At 70.4% G+C, this 22,860-nt stretch carries 20 protein-coding genes and 1 riboswitch; of the genes, 16 read left to right on the forward strand and 4 right to left on the reverse strand.

Features of this window, described 5'->3' with window-relative positions; all coding sequences use genetic code 11:
• The first annotated feature begins 195 nt into the window (after nt 1-195).
• From OHA73_RS39270 to OHA73_RS39280, 3 genes are read left to right on the forward strand one after another with little or no spacing between them, the layout of a single operon-like run.
• Nucleotides 196-945, forward strand: coding sequence for a response regulator transcription factor (locus OHA73_RS39270; RefSeq protein ID WP_327657542.1), 750 nt, complete (start codon nt 196-198; stop codon nt 943-945).
• A 12-nt stretch (nt 946-957) separates the two neighbouring features.
• Nucleotides 958-2,379 carry a sensor histidine kinase gene (locus OHA73_RS39275; RefSeq protein ID WP_327657543.1) on the forward strand — a complete coding sequence of 474 codons (1,422 nt, stop codon included), beginning with the start codon at nt 958-960 and terminating at the stop codon, nt 2,377-2,379.
• Nucleotides 2,376-3,377, forward strand: coding sequence for a TAXI family TRAP transporter solute-binding subunit (locus OHA73_RS39280; RefSeq protein ID WP_327657544.1), 1,002 nt, complete (start codon nt 2,376-2,378; stop codon nt 3,375-3,377). Before OHA73_RS39275 ends, OHA73_RS39280 begins: the two co-directional genes overlap by 4 nt.
• An 8-nt stretch (nt 3,378-3,385) precedes the next feature.
• Here OHA73_RS39280 and OHA73_RS39285 read toward each other — a convergent pair whose 3' ends face one another.
• The 4 genes from OHA73_RS39285 to OHA73_RS39300 all read right to left on the reverse strand — a co-directional run bounded on the left by OHA73_RS39285 (nt 3,386) and on the right by OHA73_RS39300 (nt 9,038).
• On the reverse strand, nt 3,386-3,970 hold the full coding sequence (locus tag OHA73_RS39285; protein WP_327657545.1) for a histidine phosphatase family protein: 585 nt from the start codon (nt 3,968-3,970) through the stop codon (nt 3,386-3,388).
• Between the two features lie 70 nt (nt 3,971-4,040).
• Entirely contained in the window at nt 4,041-5,021 is a 981-nt protein-coding gene (gene meaB, locus OHA73_RS39290) for a methylmalonyl Co-A mutase-associated GTPase MeaB (RefSeq protein WP_327657546.1), read from the reverse strand.
• Nucleotides 5,022-5,037: 16 nt separating this feature from the next.
• On the reverse strand, nt 5,038-7,227 hold the full coding sequence (gene scpA, locus OHA73_RS39295) for a methylmalonyl-CoA mutase (RefSeq protein WP_327657547.1): 2,190 nt from the start codon (nt 7,225-7,227) through the stop codon (nt 5,038-5,040).
• The gene (locus OHA73_RS39300) at nt 7,227-9,038 is read right to left on the reverse strand and encodes a methylmalonyl-CoA mutase family protein (protein ID WP_327657548.1); all 1,812 of its coding nucleotides are present in this window, start codon (nt 9,036-9,038) and stop codon (nt 7,227-7,229) included. The genes scpA and OHA73_RS39300 overlap by 1 nt, the downstream gene beginning before the upstream one ends.
• Before the next feature lie 207 nt (nt 9,039-9,245).
• Nucleotides 9,246-9,367: riboswitch (cobalamin riboswitch) on the forward strand.
• Nucleotides 9,368-9,405: 38 nt separating this feature from the next.
• On the opposite strand from OHA73_RS39300, the gene OHA73_RS39305 reads away from it, so the two are divergent.
• The 13 genes from OHA73_RS39305 (at nt 9,406) to OHA73_RS39365 (ending at nt 22,830) form a co-directional block, all read left to right on the forward strand.
• A complete protein-coding gene (locus OHA73_RS39305) occupies nt 9,406-9,627 on the forward strand; it encodes a CbtB domain-containing protein (RefSeq protein WP_266723430.1) in 222 nt (73 codons plus the stop codon).
• Nucleotides 9,628-9,649: 22 nt separating this feature from the next.
• Entirely contained in the window at nt 9,650-10,420 is a 771-nt protein-coding gene (locus tag OHA73_RS39310) for a CbtA family protein (protein ID WP_266723432.1), read from the forward strand.
• A gap of 251 nt (nt 10,421-10,671) precedes the next feature.
• Complete coding sequence (locus OHA73_RS39315; protein ID WP_266723434.1) at nt 10,672-11,151, forward strand: hypothetical protein; 480 nt, start codon at nt 10,672-10,674, stop codon at nt 11,149-11,151.
• 107 nt (nt 11,152-11,258) lie between these two features.
• A complete protein-coding gene (locus OHA73_RS39320) occupies nt 11,259-11,942 on the forward strand; it encodes a GntR family transcriptional regulator (protein ID WP_406514635.1) in 684 nt (227 codons plus the stop codon).
• A 178-nt stretch (nt 11,943-12,120) separates the two neighbouring features.
• Nucleotides 12,121-13,452 (forward strand): MFS transporter, encoded by a 1,332-nt coding sequence (locus tag OHA73_RS39325; RefSeq protein WP_327657549.1) that lies wholly within the window; start codon nt 12,121-12,123, stop codon nt 13,450-13,452.
• An 8-nt stretch (nt 13,453-13,460) separates the two neighbouring features.
• Nucleotides 13,461-14,402: a dihydrodipicolinate synthase family protein gene (locus OHA73_RS39330; RefSeq protein WP_443063239.1), complete on the forward strand. Its 942-nt coding sequence runs from the start codon at nt 13,461-13,463 to the stop codon at nt 14,400-14,402.
• Nucleotides 14,399-15,547, forward strand: a complete 1,149-nt coding sequence (locus OHA73_RS39335) for a mandelate racemase/muconate lactonizing enzyme family protein (protein WP_327657551.1) — start codon at nt 14,399-14,401, stop codon at nt 15,545-15,547. The genes OHA73_RS39330 and OHA73_RS39335 overlap by 4 nt, the downstream gene beginning before the upstream one ends.
• A gap of 96 nt (nt 15,548-15,643) precedes the next feature.
• Entirely contained in the window at nt 15,644-16,189 is a 546-nt protein-coding gene (locus OHA73_RS39340) for a winged helix-turn-helix domain-containing protein (RefSeq protein ID WP_327657552.1), read from the forward strand.
• Nucleotides 16,190-16,377: 188 nt separating this feature from the next.
• Nucleotides 16,378-17,388, forward strand: coding sequence for a LacI family DNA-binding transcriptional regulator (locus tag OHA73_RS39345; protein WP_327657553.1), 1,011 nt, complete (start codon nt 16,378-16,380; stop codon nt 17,386-17,388).
• A 147-nt stretch (nt 17,389-17,535) separates the two neighbouring features.
• Nucleotides 17,536-18,924, forward strand: coding sequence for an ABC transporter substrate-binding protein (locus tag OHA73_RS39350; RefSeq protein ID WP_327657554.1), 1,389 nt, complete (start codon nt 17,536-17,538; stop codon nt 18,922-18,924).
• Nucleotides 18,925-18,926: 2 nt separating this feature from the next.
• Complete coding sequence (locus OHA73_RS39355; RefSeq protein WP_267067957.1) at nt 18,927-19,862, forward strand: carbohydrate ABC transporter permease; 936 nt, start codon at nt 18,927-18,929, stop codon at nt 19,860-19,862.
• Nucleotides 19,859-20,698: a carbohydrate ABC transporter permease gene (locus OHA73_RS39360; RefSeq protein WP_266723449.1), complete on the forward strand. Its 840-nt coding sequence runs from the start codon at nt 19,859-19,861 to the stop codon at nt 20,696-20,698. The genes OHA73_RS39355 and OHA73_RS39360 overlap by 4 nt, the downstream gene beginning before the upstream one ends.
• Nucleotides 20,699-20,751: 53 nt before the next feature.
• Entirely contained in the window at nt 20,752-22,830 is a 2,079-nt protein-coding gene (locus OHA73_RS39365; RefSeq protein ID WP_327657555.1) for a beta-galactosidase, read from the forward strand.
• The last annotated feature ends 30 nt before the right edge of the window (nt 22,831-22,860 follow it).

Here is a 22,860-nt window from a genome sequence, read left to right on the forward strand (position 1 = left end):
GTCTTCGACGGCAGCAGCCTGACTCCGGACCGCGCGGCACCGCGACGGCCCCGCACACGGACCTAACCGTCCCTTAACATTCCGGGCCTGCCGACCCGCTCCGGCACACCGGCCACGGAGTGTGCTCAGGTACGTGGTCTACATTCGGACGTGGGCGGTATCCGCACAGACACCGCTGATGGGAGGCGGGAGACAGTGCAGATACTGCTTGCGGAGGACGACGACGGAGTGGCCGCGGCGCTCCTCGAGGTGCTGTATGACCACGGCCATGTCACCCGGCGGGTCACGCACGGCAGGGACGTCCTGACGTACCACCGCAGCTCCGATCTGCTCCTCCTCGACCTGGGCCTGCCCGACATCGACGGCCTCGACGTACTGCGTTCCCTGCGTGCGGTGAGTGACATGCCGGTGGTGGTGCTGACCGCGCGCGGCGACGAGCGTTCGGTGGTGCGCGGGCTGCGGCTCGGCGCGGACGACTACCTGGTGAAGCCGGTACGGCTCGCGGAATTGCTCGCCCGGATCGAGGCCGTCACCCGGCGCAGTGCCGCGAAGAGCGCCCCGGCGGCGAGCCGGATCCGGGCCGGTGACGTCGAGGTCGATCTCGACGCGCGGCGGGTCCGGGCAGGAGGGGCGGACGTGGAGCTGACCACCAAGGAGTTCGACATCCTCGCCGTGCTCGCCGCGCGTGCCGGAACAGCCGTGAGCCGCGAGCAGGTCCTCGACGAGGTGTGGGGCGACGCCCACCATGGTGTGTCCCGCTCGCTCGACGTGCACCTCACCCAGCTGCGGGCCAAGCTGTCCCGCCCCGAGCTGCTCACGACGATCCGCGGCTTCGGCTACCGCTTCGGCGACGACGCCACGTCCGGCACCACGGACTTCGGTGACAACGCCGCCTCCGGCCCCACGGACTTCGGTGACAACGCCGCGTCCGGCCCCACGGACTGAGGGAGCGGGCACGTGCGCAACCGGGTCCAGGCGGCACTCCTCGCGTTCGTGGTGCTCGCCGTGGCCGCGTTCGCCGTGCCGCTGCTGGTGTCCACCGCATCCGACCGCACACAGCAGCTGGTGCTCGCCCGCAGTTCCGACCTCGACCGTTTCGCCTCGCTGACGGACCAGGCGGCGACCACCGGGGACACCGCCGCGGTGGTCGCCGAGGCGCGGCGCTACACCCGGCTGTACGGGGAGGCGCTCGTGGTCACCGACGCCCGCCACAAGCCCGTGGTGGAGACCGGCGGGATGCGGGCCGCCGACCCGGCCGTGGCACGCCTCATCGACGCGGCCCTGCGCAACCAGACCGCGCATCGCACGGCCTCGCTGACGCCCTGGTCGGGAGGGCACCGGATGTTCGCCGAGCCCGCGGGCACCGGCACCCAGGTGTCCGGCGCCGTCGTCCTGCGGGCCTCCGTACGGGCCGCTGCCGGTGACATCGCCTGGCGCTGGGCCGTCGTCCTCGCCGCGGCAGCCGTGGTCGCCCTTGCCTGCGCGGCCCTCGCCCGCGCGGTGACCCGCTGGGTGGTCAGACCGCTGCGCCGCCTCGACCGCGCCGTCGGCCAGCTCGCCGCGGGACTGCCCCCGGAACACACCCACGCGTCCGGGCCGCCCGAACTGCGCCAACTGGCCACCGGATTCAACCGGATGGCGAGCACCGTCACCTCCGCCCTGGAACAACAGCGCCGGCTGGTCGCCGACACCTCCCACCAGATGCGCAACCCCATGGCCGCGCTCAGGCTCCGCGTGGACGCCCTGCACACCCACCTGCCCGCCGCGGCGGACCGCACGTACGCCGGAGTCACCACCGAACTCGACCGCCTGGAGACACTGCTCGACGACATGCTGGCACTCGCCACGGCGGAACACCGGGCCGGTGAACTGACCGTGAGTGACGGGCCGTACGCACCCTGCGACGCGGCGGCGGTCGCGGCCGAACAGCACCGGCTGTGGGAACCCGTCGCCCGCCGCTCCGGCACACACCTCACCACGCATCCCGCCGCCCCCGTCCTCGTCGCCTGCACGGAACACGAGCTCGCCCAGATCACCGACATCCTCCTCGACAACGCCATCAAATACGCGGGCGAGGACGCCGAGATCACGCTGCGCTGCACCGTCGAGGGGCCGCACGCGGTCCTCACGGTGACGGACGACGGCCCCGGCCTGGACGTCGAGGAACTCACCCGCGCCACGGAACGGTTCTGGCGTTCGGGCAAGCAGTCCGGCACGACGGGCACGGGCCTCGGCCTCGCCATCGCGGAACAGCTCCTCGCGGGGCGCGGCGGACGCCTGGAACTCGGCCCGGCGAGCCCTCGCGGACTGCGCGCGCGAGCGGTCGTGCCACGGGCCGCCGAAGAGGCCGCCGAGCCCGGTCAAGAGGTGTCCCCATGAATCGACCTACGGTCCTGATGAATCGGCGTACGGTCCTGCGCGCCGCGCTCGGCACCGCGGGCGCCGTCGCCCTCGGCGGCGCGCTCGCCGGCGACGTCTCCGGAATCGGCCGCGGTCCCAGCGGGGTGCTGCACCTGGCGACCGGGGAACCGACCGCCTTCTACGAGGCCTTCGGGCACCTCCTGGCCGATGAACTCACGGCGGCACACCCCGGCTTGCAATGCCGCGTCCGCACCACCGCGGGCAGCGTCGACAACATCGAGCGGCTGCGCGACGGCCGCGCCGATCTCGCCCTCGTCCTCACCGCCACCGCACGGGACGCCGCGGGCACCGACGTGTTCCCACGGCCCGTGCCGCTGCGCGCGATCGGCCGGGTCTACGAGACGTACCTCCAGTTCGCCGTGCGCGCCGACGCGGACGTGCGGACCGTGGCCGACCTGCGCGGACACGTCGTCTCGCTGGGCGCCCCGGGCTCGGGGGCGGCCGTGTTCGGGGAACGGCTGCTGCACGCCGCGGGGCTGTCCCCCAGGACGGACGTGCGCGTACGTCATCTGCCGTTGAACGACGCGGCGAGCGCCATGGCGGCCGGTTCCGTGGACGGGCTGCTCGTGGCGGGCGGCGTCCCCCTGCCCGCGCTCAAGGACCTCGACGAGCGGCCAGGCCTGCGTTTCCTGCCGCTGGCCGAGCTGCTGCCCCGGCTCGGCGGCCGGGACGCGCGGGCGGCTTCGGGCCTTGAACAGGTGGCGCTGCCGCAGGACGCGTACCGGGCTGCGGCCGGGGTCGCCACCATCGGTGTGTCCAACCTCCTGGTGTGCCGCCCCGACCTCGACCGTGACGTGGCCGACGCGCTCACCCGCCTGCTGGTCCGGCGCGCCACACACCTCGTCCCCGGCAACGCGGTGGGCACCCAGTTCCTCGACGTCCGCAGCCTGATCGGTACGGGAGGCGTCGCCCTGCATCCGGGGGCGCTCGCGGCGTACCGGTCGCTGCACGGCTGACCGTGGGGTCAGTGCGGACCGAGTGGGCGTCCCAGCCGTACGTTCCAGCGTCCCGACCGGCCGCTGAGTTCGGTGAGGGTCAGTGGTGGTACGTCGAGGCGCCAGAAGGTGGTGTGCGGCGCCCCCATCGCATGGACCACGGCGGCGCGCACCACCTCCGGTTCCACGATCGCGATCACCCGTCCGCTTCCGTGTTCGTCCGCCGCCGTCGCGTCGAGCCAGCGCCCGACGCGGGCGCAGACGGACGCCACCGGCTCCCCGCCGTCCGGCGCGAAGTGCGGATCGCTGAGCCAGCGGGCCAGCGCCTCCGGTTCGGCCGCGCCCACCTCCTCCAACGTCCTGCCCCGCCACGGCCCCATCGCCATGCCCGCCACATCCGGTGGCGAGGACGCCGGGCCGAGCCCGAGCTCGTGCGCGGTCTCCTCGCATCGGGCGCTCGGGGACCTCACGACGGAGTCGGCGGGCGGCAGCGATCCGGCCGCTGCCCGCGCGGCGTTCCGGCCGGAGTCGTCGAGCGGACCGTTGTCGTCGAAGCGGGCCCGGCGCAGGGACGGGTTCATGGCGGGCGAGACGAAGAGGATGCGGCGGGTCACCTTGAACTCCCTTGGAGGCGCAGCGGGCGCGTACTCACTCTGTGCGTCATTCGATGCATCACTCGTCGCATCACCCGTTGCGGAACGCGTCCAGGATGCGTTCCGCGGCCAGCGTGGCGGTGAGCGCGCCCTCGCGGACCTGCTGCTCCAACCCGGGTGCCAGGGAGCGGACCTCCGGGTCGGCGTGCAGGCGGCCCAGCAGGTCGTCGCGGACCATCGTCCAGGTCCAGTCGACCTGTTGGTCGCGGCGCCGCTCGGCGAGGCGGCCCGACGAGTCGAGGAGGGTGCGGTGCTGTTCCAGGCGGTCCCAGACCGTGTCGAGGCCGCTCGACTCCCGGGCGCTGCAGCTGAGCACCGGCGGCGTCCAGAACGCGTCCTTGCCGTGCATCAGCCGCAGTGCGCCCGCCAGTTCACGCGCGGCGGCCTGCGCATCGCGCGCGTGCGGGCCGTCGGCCTTGTTCACGCTGATCACGTCGGCGAGTTCCAGGACGCCCTTCTTGATGCCCTGGAGCTGGTCGCCGGTGCGGGCCAGGGTGAGGAGCAGGAACGTGTCGACCATGTTGGCGACGGCCGTCTCCGACTGGCCCACGCCGACGGTCTCTACGAGCACCACGTCGTGGCCCGCCGCCTCCATGACGACGATCGACTCGCGCGTCGCCTTCGCGACACCGCCTAGCGTGCCCGCCGTGGGGGAGGGGCGCACGAACGCCGCCGGGTCGACGGCGAGGCGCTCCATGCGCGTCTTGTCGCCGAGGATCGAACCGCCCGTCCGGCTGGACGACGGGTCGACGGCGAGCACCGCCACCTTGTGCCCGAGGCCGGTCAGCATGGTGCCGAACGCGTCGATGAACGTCGACTTGCCGACGCCCGGCACCCCGCTGATCCCGATGCGCCGGGACCGGCCGCTGTGCGGCAGCAGCTGGGTGAGCAACTGCTGCGCCAGCGCCCGGTGTTGGGGGCGGGTGGACTCGACGAGGGTGATCGCGCGGGCGACGACCGCCCGCTTCCCGTCGAGGACACCCTTGACGTACGTGTCGAGATCGATGGCCATCCTCCGTGTCACCGGCTCACAGGTCGTCGTGCCCGAGCTCGCCCGCGAGCCGTGCCACCAGGTCGTACGCCGCGTCCGGGATGACCGTGCCGGGCGGGAACACCGCGGCCGCGCCCATCTCCAGGAGCGTGGGCACGTCGGCCGGCGGGATGACGCCGCCCACGACGACCATGATGTCCTCGCGGCCCTCCTCGGCGAGTGCCTCGCGCAGCGCCGGTACGAGGGTGAGGTGACCGGCGGCGAGCGACGACACCCCGACGATGTGCACGTCCGCCTCGACGGCCTGGCGCGCGACCTCTCCCGGGGTCGAGAACAGCGGGCCGACGTCCACGTCGAAGCCGAGGTCGGCGAAGGCGGTCGCGATCACCTTCTGGCCCCGGTCGTGGCCGTCCTGGCCCATCTTGGCGACGAGGATGCGCGGCCGGCGCCCCTCCGCCTCGGCGAACTCGTCCACCCGGCCCCGGGTGCGGTCCACGTTCGGGGACTCGCCTGCTTCGTTGCGGTACACCCCGGAGATCGTACGGATCTGACCGGCATGCCGCCCGTAGACCTTCTCCAGAGCGTCGGAGATCTCGCCGACCGTCGCCTTCGCACGCGCCGCGTCCACCGCGAGTTCGAGGAGGTTGCCCTCGCCGCCGGCCGCGCGGGTCAGCGCCGCGAGCGCGTCCTGGCAGGCCGTCTCGTCGCGCTCCGCGCGCAGCCGCCGCAGCTTCTCGATCTGCTGCGCGCGCACCGAGGAGTTGTCGACCTTGAGGACCTCGATCTCCTCGTCGGTGTCCACCCGGTACTTGTTCACCCCGATCACCGGCTGCCGCCCGGAGTCGATGCGCGCCTGGGTGCGGGCCGCCGCCTCCTCCACGCGCAGCTTCGGGATTCCGGCGTCGATGGCCTGCGCCATCCCGCCGGCGGCCTCGACCTCCTGGATGTGCTGCCAGGCCCGCCGCGCCAGGTCGTACGTCAGCTTCTCGACGTACGCGCTGCCGCCCCACGGGTCGATCGACCGGGTCGTCCCCGACTCCTGCTGGATCAGCAGCTGCGTATTGCGGGCGATGCGGGCCGAGAAGTCGGTGGGCAGCGCGAGCGCCTCGTCGAGGGCGTTGGTGTGCAGCGACTGGGTGTGCCCCTGCGTCGCCGCCATCGCCTCCACACACGTACGCGTCACGTTGTTGAACACGTCCTGCGCGGTCAGCGACCAGCCCGACGTCTGCGAATGGGTGCGCAGGGAAAGGGACTTGGCGTTCTTCGGGTCGAACTGCTTGACCAGCTTCGCCCACAGCAGGCGCGCCGCGCGCAGCTTGGCGACCTCCATGAAGAAGTTCATCCCGATCGCCCAGAAGAACGACAGACGCGGTGCGAACGCGTCCACGTCGAGCCCCGCCTCCCGACCCGCCCGGATGTACTCCACGCCGTCGGCGAGCGTGTACGCCAGCTCCAAGTCGGCCGTCGCGCCCGCCTCTTGGATGTGGTAGCCGGAGATGGAGATCGAGTTGTAGCGCGGCATCCGCTGCGAGGTGTACGCGAAGATGTCGGAGATGATCCGCATCGACGGCTTCGGCGGATAGATGTAGGTGTTGCGGACCATGAACTCCTTGAGGATGTCGTTCTGAATGGTCCCGGCCAGCTTCTCCGGCGGCACGCCCTGCTCCTCGGCGGCCACGATGTACAGCGCGAGCACCGGCAGCACGGCGCCGTTCATCGTCATCGAGACGGTCATCTTGTCGAGGGGGATGCCCTCGAAGAGCTGACGCATGTCGTAGATCGAGTCGATGGCGACGCCCGCCATGCCGACGTCACCCGTGACGCGCGGGTGGTCGCTGTCGTAGCCGCGGTGCGTGGGCAGGTCGAACGCGACGGACAGGCCCTTCTGCCCGGCCGCGAGGTTGCGCCGGTAGAAGGCGTTCGACTCCTCGGCGGTGGAGAAGCCCGCGTACTGGCGGATCGTCCACGGCTGGTTCACGTACATCGTCGGGTACGGGCCGCGCAGATACGGCGCGATGCCCGGGTACGTGCCCAGGAAGTCCAGGCCCTCCAAGTCCTGCCCCGTGTAAAGGGGTTGGACAGTGATGCCCTCGGGCGTCTCCCACAGTAGGTCGTCGCCGCCTGCCCCCTTCTTCAGCGCCGTACGCCACTCGTCGGCGCTCCCGGCGCCCGGGGCCGGGGTTCCCAGGTCGATCGCCGAGAAGTCGGGGATGTTCGGGCCGGTCATCAGGACACTCCCATGCGGTCGAGCGTGGCGGTGAGCACGGCCACGGCGTCACAGCCGGCGAAGACGTAGGTGTCGACCCCCGCGTACGTTCCCGGGCGGCCCGCGAGGAACACCTGGCCGGCGCCCGCCCCGCGCAGGGCCCGCGCGGTGGCCTCGGCCTCCTCCTCGTACACGGTGTCGCTGGAGCACAGGCACGCCTCCAGCGCCCCGCTCTCCTCGAACGTGCCGTCCGTGACCGGTTCGATGCCGCCCGCCTGGAAGAGGTTGGCGGCGAAGCCGACGCGGGCGGTGTGTGCGGCGGCCGGGCCGAGCGCGGCCAGGTAGACGCGGGGGCGGGCGCCGGTCGCGGCGAGATGCGCGTCGGAACGGGCCCGCAGCGCCTCGAACGCCTCGTCGCGGCGTACGCGCGGCAGGCCGCCGGACGGCGGGGCCGGGGCCGGCTCACGCACGACGGTCTTCTCGGCGAGGCTCGGGAACTCGCTGACCCCGGTGACCGGTTCGCGGCGCGTGGCCAGCTTCTTGCTCCGCGCCTCCCAGGTCGCGGCCAGCCGCTCGCGGACCAGGCCCGAGCGCAGCGCCGCTGCCTGCCCGCCGGCCTTCTCGATCTCCTGGAAGAACTCCCAGCCCGCATGGGCGAGTTCGTCGGTCAGGCGCTCCACATACCAGGAGCCGCCCGCGGGGTCGACGACCCGCGCGAGGTGGGACTCCTCGATGAGGATGGTGGAGGTGTTGCGGGCGATACGGCGGGCGAAAGCGTCCGGCAGACCCAGCGCGTGATCGAACGGCAGCACGGTCACGGAGTCGGCCCCGCCCGCCCCGGCCGCCAGCGACGCGACGGTGGTCCGCAGCATGTTCACCCACGGGTCGCGCCGGCTCATCATCACCGGTGACGTCACCGCGTGCTGGAGCTGCGCACCCGAGGCGGTCGCCCCGCAGGCCTCCGCGACCCGCGCCCACAGGCGGCGCGCGGCACGGAACTTGGCGATGGTCAGGAACTGGTCGGCACTCGCCGCGTACCGGAACTCCAGCTGCCCCAGGGCCTGTTGGACGCTCAGTCCGGCGTCCGTCAGAGCCCGCAGGTAGGCGACGCCGGTCGCGAGGGACGCGCCGAGCTCCTGGGCGGCCGACCCACCGGCCTCGTGGTACGGCAGCGCGTCCACGGTCAGCGCCCGCAGGCCCGGGTACTCGTCGGTGCACAGCCGGGCCAGCGCGACGGCGGGCGCCGCGTCACCGGACTCGCCCGTACGCGCCTCGTGCCCCAGCGGGTCGGCGCCGAGGTTGCCCCGGGCGGCGTCGTGGGCGATGCCACATGTGTCGTAGAGCCGCAGCAGATCCCGCGCGGCGGCGTCGTACTCCGCTCCCGCGTCGAGTACGACGGGCGCCAGATCGAGGTGGACACCGTCGAGCGCGGACGCGAGCGCGGAGACGGGGAAGCGGGCCGATTCGCCCACGGCCAGCCACAGTGACGTGACGCCGTTCTCCAGATCGGCCAGGACCGCACCGGAGTCGGCGACCGTGTGCCGCTGCCGTACGTCCCAGCCGCCGGCCGCGTTGCCCTCGGCGCGCCCGCCGCGTACGAACGGCGCGAAGCCGGGCAGGCCGGGGTCGGGCGCGTTGCTGTCGGCTGTGTACAGGGGCGGGACGCGCAGCCCGTCCTCGAGCGCGGTGGACAGGGCGTACTCCGCCTCGGAGTCCGAGACTTCCTTGCCGGACTTGCGCAGAACACCCGCCACCAGGTGCTGCCATTGCTCAAGGGTCGCGTCAGGAAACTCGGCTGCCAGGGAGAGCCCGTCGTCAGGCAGGACCGTCATGCCCGGATGCTAGGTCAGTCGGCTGCTGAACAGGGCGGGGCGCGAGTGTGACCTTGTTTACCTTGTCCTGAACGCGTCGCCGTCGTATCGGCTGGGAACAACAGGTCCCTTCGGCTGGGAACAGCAGGTCCCTGTTCGCCGACCGGCACCCACGCGAGCGAGTCGTTCGCGCCCCATCTTGGCCATGCACGCGACACGCGGTACGGTCCCAGGGTTATCGACGACAGCACGACGGAAGCCGGTGAGATTCCGGCACGGTCGCGCCACTGTATGCGGGGGCCTTCGGGCCGCTCCGTGAGTCAGACCCGGGCTGTCGTCCCTTGCACCACCGATATGGGACGCGAACTCCCGAAGGAGGCCTTGCGCGATGGCGCAACACGTCGCCCAGCCGACTGCCACCACCCCCGCCATTCCGGCCAAGCTGCCGCTGAAGGTGATCGCCCCCTGGGCTGCCTTCTTCGGCATCCTGATGCTCGTCCTGCTCTACTTCGTCGGCGCCGAACAGGGCGCCACCTCCGTGTTCAGCGGTGCGGGGGTTCATGAATGGGTGCACGACGCCCGACACCTGCTCGGCTTCCCCTGCCACTGACCCAGAGGGATCCGACGCGCTCATGAACTCAACAACCGTACGCAACCTGCTCGTTCGCGGCATGCTCGCGGGCCTCGCAGCGGGTGTGCTCGCCCTGGTGATCGCCTACTGGCTCGGCGAGCCCAATGTGGACAGCGCCATCGGCTTCGAAGGGGCCCACGCGGGGCACTCCCACGGCGACGAGGTCGAACTCGTCTCCCGGAGCCTGCAGTCCACGGCCGGCCTCGCCACCGGAGTCCTCGTCTACGGGGTCTCGTTCGGCGGCATCGCCGCACTCGCCTACTGCTTCGCCCTCGGGCGCGTCGGCCGCTTCGGCCCGCGCGCCACGGCGCTGCTCCTGTCGGGCTGCGCCCTGCTCGCCGTGTACGTCGTGCCGTTCCTGAAATACCCGGCCAACCCGCCCGCCGTCGGCAACGGCGACACCATCGGCAAGCGCACCACCCTGTACTTCCTGATGATGGTGCTCAGCGTGCTCCTCGCCGTCGCCGCGACGATCCTCGGCAAGCGGCTCGCGCCGAGGATCGGCACCTGGTACGCCACCGTCGTGGCGGTCCTCGGCTTCGCCGTGGTGATCGGTCTCGCGTACGCGTTCCTGCCCGTGATCAACGAGGTGCCGGCCCACTTCCCCGCGGCACTGCTGTGGCGCTTCCGGCTGTCCGCGCTCGCCATGCAGATCGTGATGTGGGGCGGATTCGGCCTGCTCTTCGGCGAGTTGGCCGAACGCCTGCTGAACCCGAAGCCGAAGCCGACAACGGCTCCGCCCGCACAGGCGTCGGTGCCCTCGGGTAACTGACCTGCCCCCGAGGCACACGAGAGGGCCCCCGGCACCGACCGGGGGCCCTCTCGCGTTTCACGGACACCACCGATGGGTCGAAGAATCACCCGCGACCGGGCGCTCTGGAGTGAGTCGTATTCAGTGACGACTGGGCCAGGTCTTGTGGGCGCGAGCAGTGTCAGTGCCGGGACGTAGCCTCGGGGTCTCTGTTCGTTCGTGCGTCTTCTGCGTGTGATCGCAGGGGGCGATGTTCCGCAAGGGGTCTGAGCATGGGTTCTGACGTGTCGGTCGACGGGCGCGCCGACTTCGATTTTCTCTTCGGCCGCTGGCGGGTGCGCAACCGCAAGCTGGTGGACGTCGCCGACCTGGCGTGTGAGGAGTGGGTCGAGTTCGATGCGACGTCGGCGATCGAGCCGATCCTGGGTGGGTTGGGGCATGTCGATCGGATATGGACCGACAGCTTCGAGGGGTTCACGCTGCGCCAGTTCGATCCGGAAGCCAAGATCTGGCGGATCTGGTGGGCCTCCAGCACCCGGCCCGGCCATCTCGACCCGGCCATGGAGGGGGCCTTCAGCGACGGCTTGGGTCGTTTCTACTGTGACGACGTTCTGGGCGGTCATGCCGTGAAGGTCCGCTTCGACTGGACCAACTCCTCACCCGACGCGGCCCGGTGGGAGCAGGCGTTCTCCTACGACGGCGGAGCCACCTGGCGCACCAACTGGACCATGGACCTCAGCCGGATCGCGTAGCTGCGGTAGCAGTGGGCGATGGAGTCACGGGGGCCGAGGGGGATTTGGGGAAGCTGGTGGCAGACCCATTGCCCTTGGTCGCTACGGCAGTTACGGTCCAGTCGTATATGACATATGAGATTCCATTTGGGGGCTCGACCTTGCCTGCTTTCAGTCCGGCCACCTTGCCGTCGCGGACCGCGCACGTACTCGAGGCCATCAAGGCGGCGATCCTGAATGGGGAGTTCAAGCCGGGAACCGCGCTGGTGGAGAACGTGCTGGCGGGGGAGTTCGGTGTGTCGAAGACGCCCGTGCGTGAGGCGTTGAAGGCGCTGGAGGGCTCGGGGCTCGTCGTCATCCGGCCGTTCGCCGGCACCACGGTGCGGGAGCTGAGCGAGCAGGACGCGATGGCGGTCTACGACATGCGCCTGCTCCTGGAGCCGGAAGCGGTGCGGCGCAGCGTCGTCGCGGGCAGTGACTTCTCCGGCGCGGCACAGGCGTTGGAGCGCGCGGCGCTTGCCGAGGACGCCTCGACCCGCTCCACCGCCAACAGGGACTTCCACCGCGGTCTCTACGCCGGGTGCGGCAACCCGCTGCTGCTCCGCACGCTCGACGGGCTCCGCGATCAGACGGCGCTCGTCTCCGCGTCCTCCTGGGCCCGGTCACCGTCGTGGCAGGAGGAGTCCCGCGAGCACGCGGCTGTACTCGAGTGCGTGCGGTCAGGGAAGGGCGACGAGGCTGCCACGCTCGTCCGGCGTCACATCGAGGGATTCGTGGCCCGGCACCTTCAGGAGGAGACGCTCACTCACTGAACAGCCGGACAACTGAAGACGAGGTGCGGCCCGTTCACCGCCAAGATCCCGGGCCGCACCTCAGAGATCCACGCTCCACAAGGAGCGTCGCCGTTACCCACTAGGAGCAACGATGCCCCAGTCTAACGTGCGCACGTCCGCCCCAGCAGGGCCAGGTCCCGTTCGCGAGCGCAGCCGTATGCGCTGGACGATCGTCGGATTCTCGGCCCTCGGGCTGACCATCGCCTATCTCGACCGCGCCGCCATCAGCGTCGCGATGCCGTTCATGTCCAAAGAGTTCCACATCAGCTCGGCGGTGCAGGGGGTTCTGCTCTCCGCCTTCTTCTGGACGTACGCGATCTTCCAACTCCCGTCCGGCTGGCTGCTCGACCGCTTCGGTCCCCGGGTGATCTACCCGATCGCGGTCGGCTGGTGGTCGATCTGGACCGCCCTGACCGCGTTCTCCCAGGGGGTCGGATCGGTCATCGTGTTCCGGCTCGGCCTGGGCATCGGCGAGGCCCCGGTGCAGCCGGCGAACGTCAAGGTGGTCTCGCGGTGGTTCCCCCGCCGGGAGCGCGCCTTCGCGTCGAGCCTGTTCGACATGGGTCAGCAGATCGGAACGGCTCTCTCGGTCCCGATCGTGACCGCGCTGATCACGTTCAGCGGCTGGCGCACGGCCTTCGTCGTGATCGGCGTCGCCGGTCTGCTGTGGATCGTCGGCTGGAAGATGGTCTACCGCGATCCCGAGAAGCATCCGCGCGTCTCCGCCGCGGAGTTGGCGCACATCCAGTCCGACCAGGGCGAGATGGTGGCCGCGCAGAACGCGGACGTCGACCACCAGGCGTCGTGGCGCGTGCTGTTGCGCAACAACCAGGTGTGGGCGCTGATGACGGGATACGTCTTCCGCTCGCTCGCCGGCGCGTTCTTCCTCACCTGGTACCCGAGTTACCTCCTCGACGACCGCGGCTTCTCCGAGGCCGAGTTCGGGATGGTCGGCGCCATCCCACCCCTCATCGCCATCGGCTCCACGGTCCTCGGCGGCATCGTCTCCGACCGCATGCTGGCGTCCGGGATGTCCACGAACCTGGCACGCAAGATACCGATCGTCTCCGGGCTCGCACTCAGCGCCTGCATCGGGTTCTCTCCCTTCATCGAGAGCAACGTCGTGGTCATGACCGTGCTGACCGTCAGCAACGCGGCACATTCCTTCGCAGGCGCCGCGATCCTGAGCCTGCCGGCGGAGGTCGCCTCCTCGCCGGCGACCGTCGGCTCGGTCGCCGGGTTCCAGAACTTCGGCTCCCAGCTCGGCAATCTCACCAGCCCGATCGTGATCGGACTCTTCCTGACCTTCGGCAACGGTTCCTACCTCGGCCCGCTGCTCGGCTCCGCCGCCTGCTGTCTGATCAGCGCGGCCATCTACCTGTTCTGGGTCCGGATCAAGCCCGTCACACCCGTGAGCGCCCTTGCGTCAGCCACCGATTCCGACCCGGACCCCGACTCCGACTCCGCATCCAAGGGGGCCACTTCGTGAGCTCGATCCTGAACACCACTGATCTCGTCGAGCGGTTGAGCACCGTCATCGCAATCCCGGTGGTGCCCTACGGTGAGGACGGCGAGATCGACCACGACCGCGCCGGCGCACTGGCCGCCCGTCTCGTCGCAGGCGGCATCTCGGTCCTGACGCCGAACGGGAACACCGGAGAGTTCTACGCCCTCACCCCGGCCGAACGGCGGGCGGTCCTGACCACCGTCGCCGCGGCGTGCCCGGCCTCCACGACCCTCGTCGCCGGGGTCGGATTCGATGTGCACACCGCTCGCGCGGACGCCCGCTTCGCCCGTGACACCGGCGCGCACGCCATCATGATCCACCAGCCGGTGCTGCCCTACATGTCCCCGGAGGGCTGGGTCGAGTACAACGCGGCGATCGCTCACTCCGTACCGGAGCTGGGTGTCCTGCCCTATCTCAGCAACCCGGCGATCTCCGGCGCACACATCGCGGCCCTCGCCGAGCGCGCCCCCAATGTCGTCGGCCTCAAGTACTCGGTGCCCGACCCGGTGGTGTTCGCCGCTCATCGCGAACAGGCCGGGGACGGTCTGCTCTGGATCGCCGGTCTCGCGGAGTCCTATGCGTCCGCCTACTGGCAGGCCGGTGCTCGTGCGTTCACCTCGGGCCTGGCCAATGTCGCACCGGCCGTGCCCCTTCAGCTGCTCGCGTCCCTGCAAGCGGGGTGCTACGACGAGGCGGCGGCCCTATGGCGCCGGATCCGCCCCTTCGAGGAGATGCGGGCCCGCAACCAGTCGGCCGACAACGTGTCCGTGGTGAAGGAAGCCATGCACCAACTCGGCCTGTGCAGGCGCGAGGTGCGCCCGCCGAGCCACGCACTGTCCCGTGCCCGGGTGGCCGAGGTGACCGAGTCCGTCCGGCCCTGGCGGGAGCTCGTGCCCGCCCTCGACGAGGAGTTCAAGGAGTACGTGGCATGAAGATCGAATCCCTGGAGACCTTCCGCCAGCGGGTCGGCGACCGGCCCCGCGTCCTGGTGAAGATCACCACCGACAGTGGTGTGTCCGGCTGGTCCGAGGTGTACAACCACGGCCCCGACCTCGCCTACCTCCCGCTGCTTGACCACCTCTTCGACCAGATCAAGGGCATGGACCCGCTGCGGCCCACCGCGGTCAACCAGTTCCTGCACCAGTCCGCCCGCTTCCCGCAGGGGGCCCTGGGTACCGCCGCCGTCGCCGCGATCGACCACGCCCTGTGGGACATCGCCGGCAAGGCGCTCGGCGTGCCCGTGTACCAGCTGCTCGGCGGCGCGGTCCGGGACCGGGTGCGGGTCTACGCCGGGCTGTACAACGCCCCGGACGTCACCGAACTGCGGGACAGGACAGCCGACTTGCACGAGCGGTTCGGCTTCACGGCATTCAAGCTGAGCCCGTACCGTCGCAATCTGCACAACACCCGGTACGGGCTCGTCGTCCGCGAACTCGGCGACTACTTCGGCGACGTACGGCAACACCACCCCGAGGAATGGGAGTTCGCCTTCGACGCCCACGCCTGTCTCTGGGAGCCGCACCAGGCAGTCGAGTTGGGTGCCGCGCTCGCACCCAACCAGCCGCTGTTCCTCGAGGAGCCGATCCGTCCCGAGTACATTCCCGCGTGGGGCCGGATCCGCTCGGACCTGCGCGTGCCGCTGGCCACCGGTGAGTCGCTCTACACCACACAGGAGTTCCTCGCGCTGCTCACGGCAGGCGGCGCCGACATCGTGCAACCCGACATCTGTGTGGTCGGCGGGATGACGCAGATGGTGAAGATCGCCGCGATCGCCGAGGCACACTACGTTCCCGTGTCACCGCACAACCCCATGGGTCCGTTGGCCACGGCGGCGAACGTGCACTTCGCGGCGGCCACCACGAACTTCGGCATCCTCGAATACGGCACGGGCTACCAGGTCGACGACATCTCCTGGTGCCCCGACCCGTATCTCCCGGTCGACGGCCACCTGGAGCTGCGCCCCGAGCGGCCCGGCTGGGGCATCGAGATCGACGAGGACGCGCTCGTGGCCGACGACTGGGTGTCCTGGAACCGCAGGGTGCCCGTCCGTCCCGACGGGGCCACTGCCTGGATGTAGCCGAGCTCAACGGTGAAATAGATCAATTGCGCGACTTTGGGGTGGGTTCGTCGTTGAGACACGTGACCATGATCAACGTGTTCGAGGAGGCGACGGATGAGTAACAGGGCCAAGAAGAAGGGGCGCAAGCATCGCACGGTCAACCGCAGCCCGCGGCCGGTGACTCGACGGACGGCCGTCGCGGAGCCGGCGGTGGGCCGGGTGCCGCAGCAGGCGAGCGGCCCGGATCTGGACCGCGTGCTGGACAGGCTCGGCTACAGGCGTCTGCGCGTCCCGGCACCGGCAACACCTGAAACCAGCCCGGAGGCGGGCGCAGAGACAACTCCAGAGGTGGGCTCTGAGGCAAGCCCAGAAGTAGCCCCCGAGGTGAGCTCTGAGGTGAGCTCTGGGGCGAGCCCAGAGGTGAGGTCTGAGGCAGGCCCCGGGGCAAGCCCGGTCCTGGCGAAGAACACCCTGCTGACGTTGGAGCGGCTCCAAGAGGCATCCCACGGACTCACGCTTGAGCAACTGTGTGAGGAGGTCGGCTGGACACCCCGCACGGTGACACGCCACCTCAAGAAGCTCGCCGACAGCGGCCTCGCCGAACAGGCCGAGAACGGGTGCTGGCTCGCGAGCGCGACGGCCGCCACTCCCGTTCGCTAGTACGCGACGTGGAGACCGCCGGGCGGCGAACGCGGCCCGGCGGTCCAACATGCCCTCCGGGGTGGCAAGTTGTGCGGCCCGCCGAACATCGTGCGCAAGGTCTTGACGCTCGTTTCGGCCGTGTGAACGATGGCCTGACTACGTAGTCAGGCCATCGTTCACACGGCCGAGGACGATCGGGAGGGTGCATGCCGACCACCATGACCGACGTGGCCCGTGCCGCCGGCGTCTCCCAGAAGACGGTGTCCCGCGTCGTCAACGGTGAGCCGTACGTGAGCGCCGAAATCCGCGAGCGTGTGCACCGGGCCATCAGGGACCTCGACTTCCGCCCCAACAACACGGCCCGCGCGCTGCTCAAGGGAAGACACCGCCGCATCGGCGTGGTCTCGCTCGGCAGCGCGCACTACGGGCCCACGACTCTCCTCATGGCGCTGGAACGGGCCATGCAGCGGGCCGGTTACGCGTTCGCGCTGGCCGGCACCCGCGACGGCCGGGACAGGAGTCTCGCCGCGGCCGTCGCCTCGTTGCTGACCCAGGGCGTCGACGGCGTCGTGCTGTCCGAGCCGGTCGACGACGGCTCGCCGCTCCGGTTCCGCTGCGACGTGCCGATGGTCAGCCTGGGCGAACCCGTGGAGCTGTCCGGTGCCGCGGGCGCCGTGGTCTGCGCCGACGGGGTGGCCGACGCCCGATGCGCCACCGAACACCTCCTCGCCCTCGGCCACCGCACCGTGTGGCACATACCGGGCCCCGACAACTGGTTCAGCGCCCGTGACCGCGAACGAGGTTGGCGTGCGGCGCTGGCGGAGGCCGGCGTCGCGGCGCCGCCGCTCGCCCCCGCGGGCGACTGGACCCCCGCCTCCGGCTACCGCGCCGCCCGGCAACTGGCCCGCGACCCCGACGTCACCGCCGTCTTCGTGGCCAACGACGAGATGGCACTCGGCGCCCTGCGAGCCTTCACCGAGGCCGGGCGCCGCGTCCCCGAGGACGTCAGTGTCGTCGGCTTCGACGACATCCCGGCGGCCGCCTACCTCACCCCGCCGCTCACCACCGTCCGACAGGACTTCGCGACCGTCGCCACCCGCGCCGTCGACGTCCTGACCGCCATGATCGAGGACACCCCTCGACCGGCCGAACCACCTTACCTGGCAAGCCAGTTGGTCCTACGGGAGTCCACCGCGACGCGAGCCCGGACGACGTAAACCGCGCACACCCGTCCACCCATCCACCGACAGACCGGAATGCCCCCCCGGTCCGCCCCGCCATGCCCGCACACGGCCCCGCCGCCCCCGACACCCACCACCCACGCATCGCCCCCGTCCCCACCCGCACCACGTGAGGAGTCACGTGTGTTCACCCCGAGCCGCCACCTCCACCTCTACCGCCCACCCACGCCCCGCTCACCCTCACCCCGACCACCCTCCCGCCGCGCCCTGCTCCGAGGTGCCGCCGGGCTCGGTGTCACCGCCGCGCTCGCCGCCTGCGGGCAAGGTGCCACCACGCCCCGTACGTCCGGCGACGTCACCCTCGCCCTGTGGACCCACGACCAGAACTACGAGAAGTTCTTCACTCGTTCCATACCGGCCGCCGACCGGCTCACCGACTTCGCGTACCGCCTGAGCACCACGTTGGCGGGCGCCCCCGATCTGGTCACCAAGCTGCTCGCCCAGGCGGTCGCCGAGCGTGGTGTGCCGGACATGGTCGGCTTCGAGATGAGCGCCTTTCCGCGGATGCTGCGCGGTGACATCGCCGAGCGGCTGTTGCGCGACTTCGGCGAGGACGTGGCGAAAGTGCCGGGACTGAAGGAGGACCTGCTGCCCGCGCGCACCGCCCCGTTCAGCAAGGACGGCAAGCTCTACGGCCTGGACTCCGACACCCCACTGGTCGTGCACTACTACCGCAGGGACCTCTTCGAGAAGTACGGGCTGCCGGTCGCGGCCGACACCTGGGAGGAGTTCGCCAAGTTCGGCGAACGCGCCCACCGCAAGCACGACGTCGCGCTCAATGCGGTCGTCACCGGCCCCGACGTCAACCAGGTCGTGCAGTCCTTCCAGATGCTGTTCAACCAGCGCGGCGGCGGCCTCTTCGACAAGGACCAGAACCTCACCCTGGACTCGCCCGAGGCGGCGGAGGCCCTGGAGTTCATCTGCCGTGGTCTGCGGGCCGGCTTCATCACTCCTGTCTCCGACTACTTCGGCGGCCCGATGCAGGCCGCGCTCAAGCAGGGCAAGGTGATCGGTGTCCTCATGGCGACCTGGTTCAAGATCTACGGTCTGATGCCCAACGTGCCGGAACAGAAAGGGAGATGGGGCATGGCGGCCCCACCCCGGTTCTCCGCGGGCGGCCACGCCACCTCCACCAGCGGCGGCACCGGATTCGGCGTGCTGCGGGACAAGCCCAACTCCCGGGCCGCCGCGGAGTTTCTGCACAGCGCCTATCTCACCCACGAGGCCCAGGTCCGCCGCTTCCACGAGCTCGGCTATCTGCCCACCCGCGCCTCCGTCTACAAGGACAAGGCCCTGCTCCGCACCACCGACGCCTACCTCGGCGGGCAGCGCCCGTTCGACGTCTACACCGCGCTCCTCGACGACGCACCCCGCGTCTATGTCAGCCCCGATCAGTCGATCCTCAACGACGTGCTCGCCGGCTGTCTGCTCAGCGCCTACCGCGGCGACCTCACACCACGCGCCGCCATCCGCAAGGCCGCCGCCGACTTCCGCGACCAGGCGGGGAGGTAGCCATGACCTCGACATCCCTGCGCGCCCGCCCCGTCCGTGTCACCGAGACCGCCGCCACGGACGGCCGGAAGCGCCGCGCACCCCTCCACCCGTACCTCTTCATCGCCCCGTTCTACGTGCTGTACGTGCTGTTCATGCTGGTCCCCATCGCGGTGGCGATCTGGCTCAGCCTGTGCGAGTGGGTCGGGCTCGGCACCCCGCACTGGGTCGGCCTGCGCAACTACCAGCACCTGCTGACCGACGCGAGCTTCCACCGGGCGCTCGGCAACACAGGGATATATGTCCTGGTCAGCCTTCTGGTCATCGTGCCCGCCGCGCTGTTCGTCGCCCAGGCCATCAACGCCCGCGGGGTCCGCGCCCGCGACCTGTGGCGGACCGCGTACTTCGTGCCGATCGTGGTGTCACCGATCGTCGTCGCCCTGATCTTCGGGCTCATCTTCGACCAGCAATTCGGGCTGCTCAACTCGCTGCTGCGGGCGCTGTTCGGCACCGGCTCCGTCGACTGGCTGGGCGATCCGACCCTGTCCAAGGTCGCCATCTCCCTTGTCATGGTGTGGCGTTGGACCGGCTACCTCACCATCTTCTTCCTCGCCGGACTGCAGAACGTGCCGCGCGAACTGTACGAGGCCGCGGCCATCGACGGCGCCGGGCGGGTGCGCACCTTCGTCACCGTCACCCTGCCCTCGCTGAAGCCGGTGACCGCGTTCGTCGCGGTGACCTCGTTCATCGGCGCCGCGCAGATCTTCGACGAGCCGTATCTGCTCACCGGCGGCGGTCCTGCCGAAGCGACCCTGTCCGTGGCCATGTTCATCTACCGGGCCGCCTTCGAACGCCAGCAGTTCGGCTACGCGGCCGCTGCCGGGGTCGTGCTGTTCGTCGTCGTCTTCACCCTCAGCCGGATCTTCAACCGGCTGCTCGGCATCGGGAGGACCCAGTGAGCGCCCCAGTGAACGTCACGGTGCTGCGCCGTCCCCTCCTCTACACCACCCTCGGTGTGCTGCTGCTCGCCTTCACCGCCCCACTCCTCTGGGCGGTCAGTGGCTCCTTCAAGCGGCGCGGTGACATCTTCGGCTACCCGCCGAAACTCATCCCGTCCCCGGCCACACTCGCCAACTTCCGTTCCCTGCTCACCGAGCAGCCCTTCGGTCGCTGGTTCCTGATGAGCGCCGTGGTCGCGCTGCTCGCCACCGTGGTCTCGGTGTTCGTCTGCGCGCTTGCCGGATACGGCTTCGCCAAATTCCGTTTCGCCGGGAAACGGTTCCTGTTCGGCGTGATGTTCAGCTCGCTGTCGATCCCGTTCGCGGTGATCCTCGTGCCGCTGTTCGTGATCCTCGTGAAGACCGGACTCGGCAGCCCGTGGTTCGCGCTGATCGTGCCGTGGGTGGCACCCGCGTTCGGCATTTTCATGATGCAGCAATACATTGTGCAGAGCGTCCCGGACGAGATCCTTGAGGCCGCCCGTATCGACGGCGCGAGCGAGTTCGGGATCTTCCGGCGTGTGGTGCTGCCACTGCTGCGGCCCTCGCTCGGCGCGCTCGGTGTCTGGCAGTTCCTGCAGAGCTACAACAGCTTCCTGTGGCCGCTGGTCCTGGTCTCCGACAGCTCCCAGTACACCCTTCCCCTCGGCCTGCAGACCCTCTTCCGGGCCGAGAACCGCCAGTACGACCTGGTCCTCGCAGGATCCGTGCTCGCGGTGCTCCCCGCCGTCCTCGTCTTCGTCCTCCTGCGCAAACAGCTCCTGGAGGGCCTTTCCACAGGCGCGGTCAAGGGGTGAACGCCACCCGCCGATCCGCGTCACCTCACGCTCAACTCACTTATAGGAGAGCCATGTTCGACCTCCCGAACCGGGTCCTGTTCGGCGCCGCCTACTATCACGAGTACCAGCCCCACGACCGGCTCAAGGACGACCTCGACCAGATGGCCGAGGCGCACTTCACCGTCATCCGGGTCGGCGAGTCCGTCTGGTCGACGTGGGAACCGGACAATGGCCGCTTCGACCTCGACTGGCTGCAACCCGTCCTGGACGGCGCGCACGAGCGCGGCATCTCCGTCGTCCTGGGCACCCCGACGTACGCCGTACCGCCGTGGCTCGCCCGGCTCTACCCGGAGATCGCGGGGGAGCGGAAGACGGGACAGCGGATCGGCTGGGGCGCCCGCCAGGAAGTCGACTTCACCCACCCCGCGTTCCGCTTCCACGCCGAACGCGTCATCCGCAAAATCACCGAACGCTACGCCTCACACCCGGCCGTCATCGGCTTCCAGGTCGACAACGAACCCGGCAACGAACTCCTCCACAACCACGGCGTCTTCCAGCAGTTCACCGACCGGCTGCGCGCGCAGTACGGCGACGTGGAGACCCTGAACCGCGAATGGGGCCTGGTCTACTGGTCGCACCGGCTCGCCACCTGGGCCGACCTGTGGACCCCCGACAACAACGCGCAGCCCCAGTACGACCTGGCCTGGCGCCGCTTCCAGGCCGACCTCACCACCGAGTTCATCGGCTGGCAGGCGGACATCGTGCGCGAGTACGCGCGACCCGACCAGTTCGTCACCACGTGCATCGCCTACGAACGCCCGGGCATCGAGGACGATCAACTGACGCGCCGCCTCGACGTCACCGCCGGCAACCCCTACTACGCGATGCAGGACGGCCTCGCCCACCCCGAGGGACCGCAGTCCCCGCAGGGCTGGACCACCTCCGGCACCTGGGCCCTGTACCGCAGCGCGGACCGCATGTACTCCTCGCGACAGGAGTCGTTCCTCGTCACGGAGACCAACGCCCAGGCCATCGGCGGCAGTTGGCACAACCGCCCGGCGTACGACGGGCAGTGGCGGCAGGCGGCATGGGCGCTCATCTCACGCGGTGCCTCGATGATCGAGTACTGGCACTGGCACACGCTGCACTTCGGTACGGAGACGTACTGGGGCGGCATCCTGCCCCACAACGGCCGCCCCGGCCGCGCCTACCGCGAACTCGCCACGCTGGGCAGTGAATTGGAGACGGCGGGCGACCTGGTGGCAGGTCTCACCCCCGACGCGGATGTCGCCTTCCTCTACGCGGGCCCCAGCAAGTGGGCACTACAGGCCCAGCCCGCACTCGCCCGACCCGACGGGGGAGCGGACCCGAACTCGTACCAGACCATCTTCGACGCGTTCTACCGCGGCGCCTTCGACGCGGGCCTCCAGACGAGGGTGCTCCACCCAAGCCAACTGTCGGCCGCTGCCTCCGACTTGCCACCGATACTCGTGGCCCCGGCCTACTACGCGGCCGACGACATCACCCTCGACCTTCTCACCGCATACGCCGAACAAGGCGGCCATCTCATCATCGGCCCGCGCACGGCGTACGCCGACGAGGAGGCCCGCGCCCGCACGGACGCTCAACCCGCGCGTCTCGCCGAGGCCGCCGGAGTGACGTACGACGAGTTCAGCAACCTGTCCGCACCCCTCACGGTCCACGGCACGGACGCCTTCCCGCTGGAGGCCGACGCGCAGGCGTTGCACTGGGCGGACGGCCTGACACCGACGGACGCGCAGGCCCTGGCCTCGTACGAGCACCCGCACTTCGGGCGCTGGCCAGCCATCACCACGCGCGCGCACGGTGCCGGCCGCATCACGTACGTCGGCACGGTCCCGGACCCGGCGCTGGGGCGCGCCCTGTTCGGCTGGGCCGCACCCGATCCCGCGACGGCCTGGCGCCCCGAGGCCCCCAGCGTCACCACCACGTCCGCGACCGCCCGCGACGGCCGCCGGGTCCGCTTCCTGCACAACTGGTCCTGGGAGCCGCAGACCTTCACCGCGCCGGAGGCGGTGCGCGACGTGCTGACCGGGGACGTCCACGAGCGCGGAGGCGACATCACGCTCGGGGCGTGGGACGTGCGGGTGCTGGAGGTGACGGGGCGGTGACGTCGCGGGTGCCGCCCGAACGTGTGGCCG

The sequence above is a fragment of the Streptomyces sp. NBC_00483 genome, from assembly GCF_036013745.1.
In the GTDB taxonomy this organism is placed as follows: domain Bacteria; phylum Actinomycetota; class Actinomycetes; order Streptomycetales; family Streptomycetaceae; genus Streptomyces.

Coding starts and splice junctions, on each gene's coding strand:
- OHA73_RS39280 (WP_327657544.1), top strand. CDS start 2,376: ATGAATCGACCTACGGTCCTGATGAATCGGCGTACGGTCCTGCGCGCC.
- meaB (WP_327657546.1), bottom strand. CDS start 5,021: ATGGCCATCGATCTCGACACGTACGTCAAGGGTGTCCTCGACGGGAAG.
- scpA (WP_327657547.1), bottom strand. CDS start 7,227: ATGACCGGCCCGAACATCCCCGACTTCTCGGCGATCGACCTGGGAACC.
- OHA73_RS39300 (WP_327657548.1), bottom strand. CDS start 9,038: ATGACGGTCCTGCCTGACGACGGGCTCTCCCTGGCAGCCGAGTTTCCT.
- OHA73_RS39305 (WP_266723430.1), top strand. CDS start 9,406: ATGGCGCAACACGTCGCCCAGCCGACTGCCACCACCCCCGCCATTCCG.
- OHA73_RS39310 (WP_266723432.1), top strand. CDS start 9,650: ATGAACTCAACAACCGTACGCAACCTGCTCGTTCGCGGCATGCTCGCG.
- OHA73_RS39315 (WP_266723434.1), top strand. CDS start 10,672: ATGGGTTCTGACGTGTCGGTCGACGGGCGCGCCGACTTCGATTTTCTC.
- OHA73_RS39320 (WP_406514635.1), top strand. CDS start 11,259: ATGACATATGAGATTCCATTTGGGGGCTCGACCTTGCCTGCTTTCAGT.
- OHA73_RS39325 (WP_327657549.1), top strand. CDS start 12,121: ATGCGCTGGACGATCGTCGGATTCTCGGCCCTCGGGCTGACCATCGCC.
- OHA73_RS39335 (WP_327657551.1), top strand. CDS start 14,399: ATGAAGATCGAATCCCTGGAGACCTTCCGCCAGCGGGTCGGCGACCGG.
- OHA73_RS39340 (WP_327657552.1), top strand. CDS start 15,644: ATGAGTAACAGGGCCAAGAAGAAGGGGCGCAAGCATCGCACGGTCAAC.
- OHA73_RS39345 (WP_327657553.1), top strand. CDS start 16,378: ATGCCGACCACCATGACCGACGTGGCCCGTGCCGCCGGCGTCTCCCAG.
- OHA73_RS39355 (WP_267067957.1), top strand. CDS start 18,927: ATGACCTCGACATCCCTGCGCGCCCGCCCCGTCCGTGTCACCGAGACC.
- OHA73_RS39365 (WP_327657555.1), top strand. CDS start 20,752: ATGTTCGACCTCCCGAACCGGGTCCTGTTCGGCGCCGCCTACTATCAC.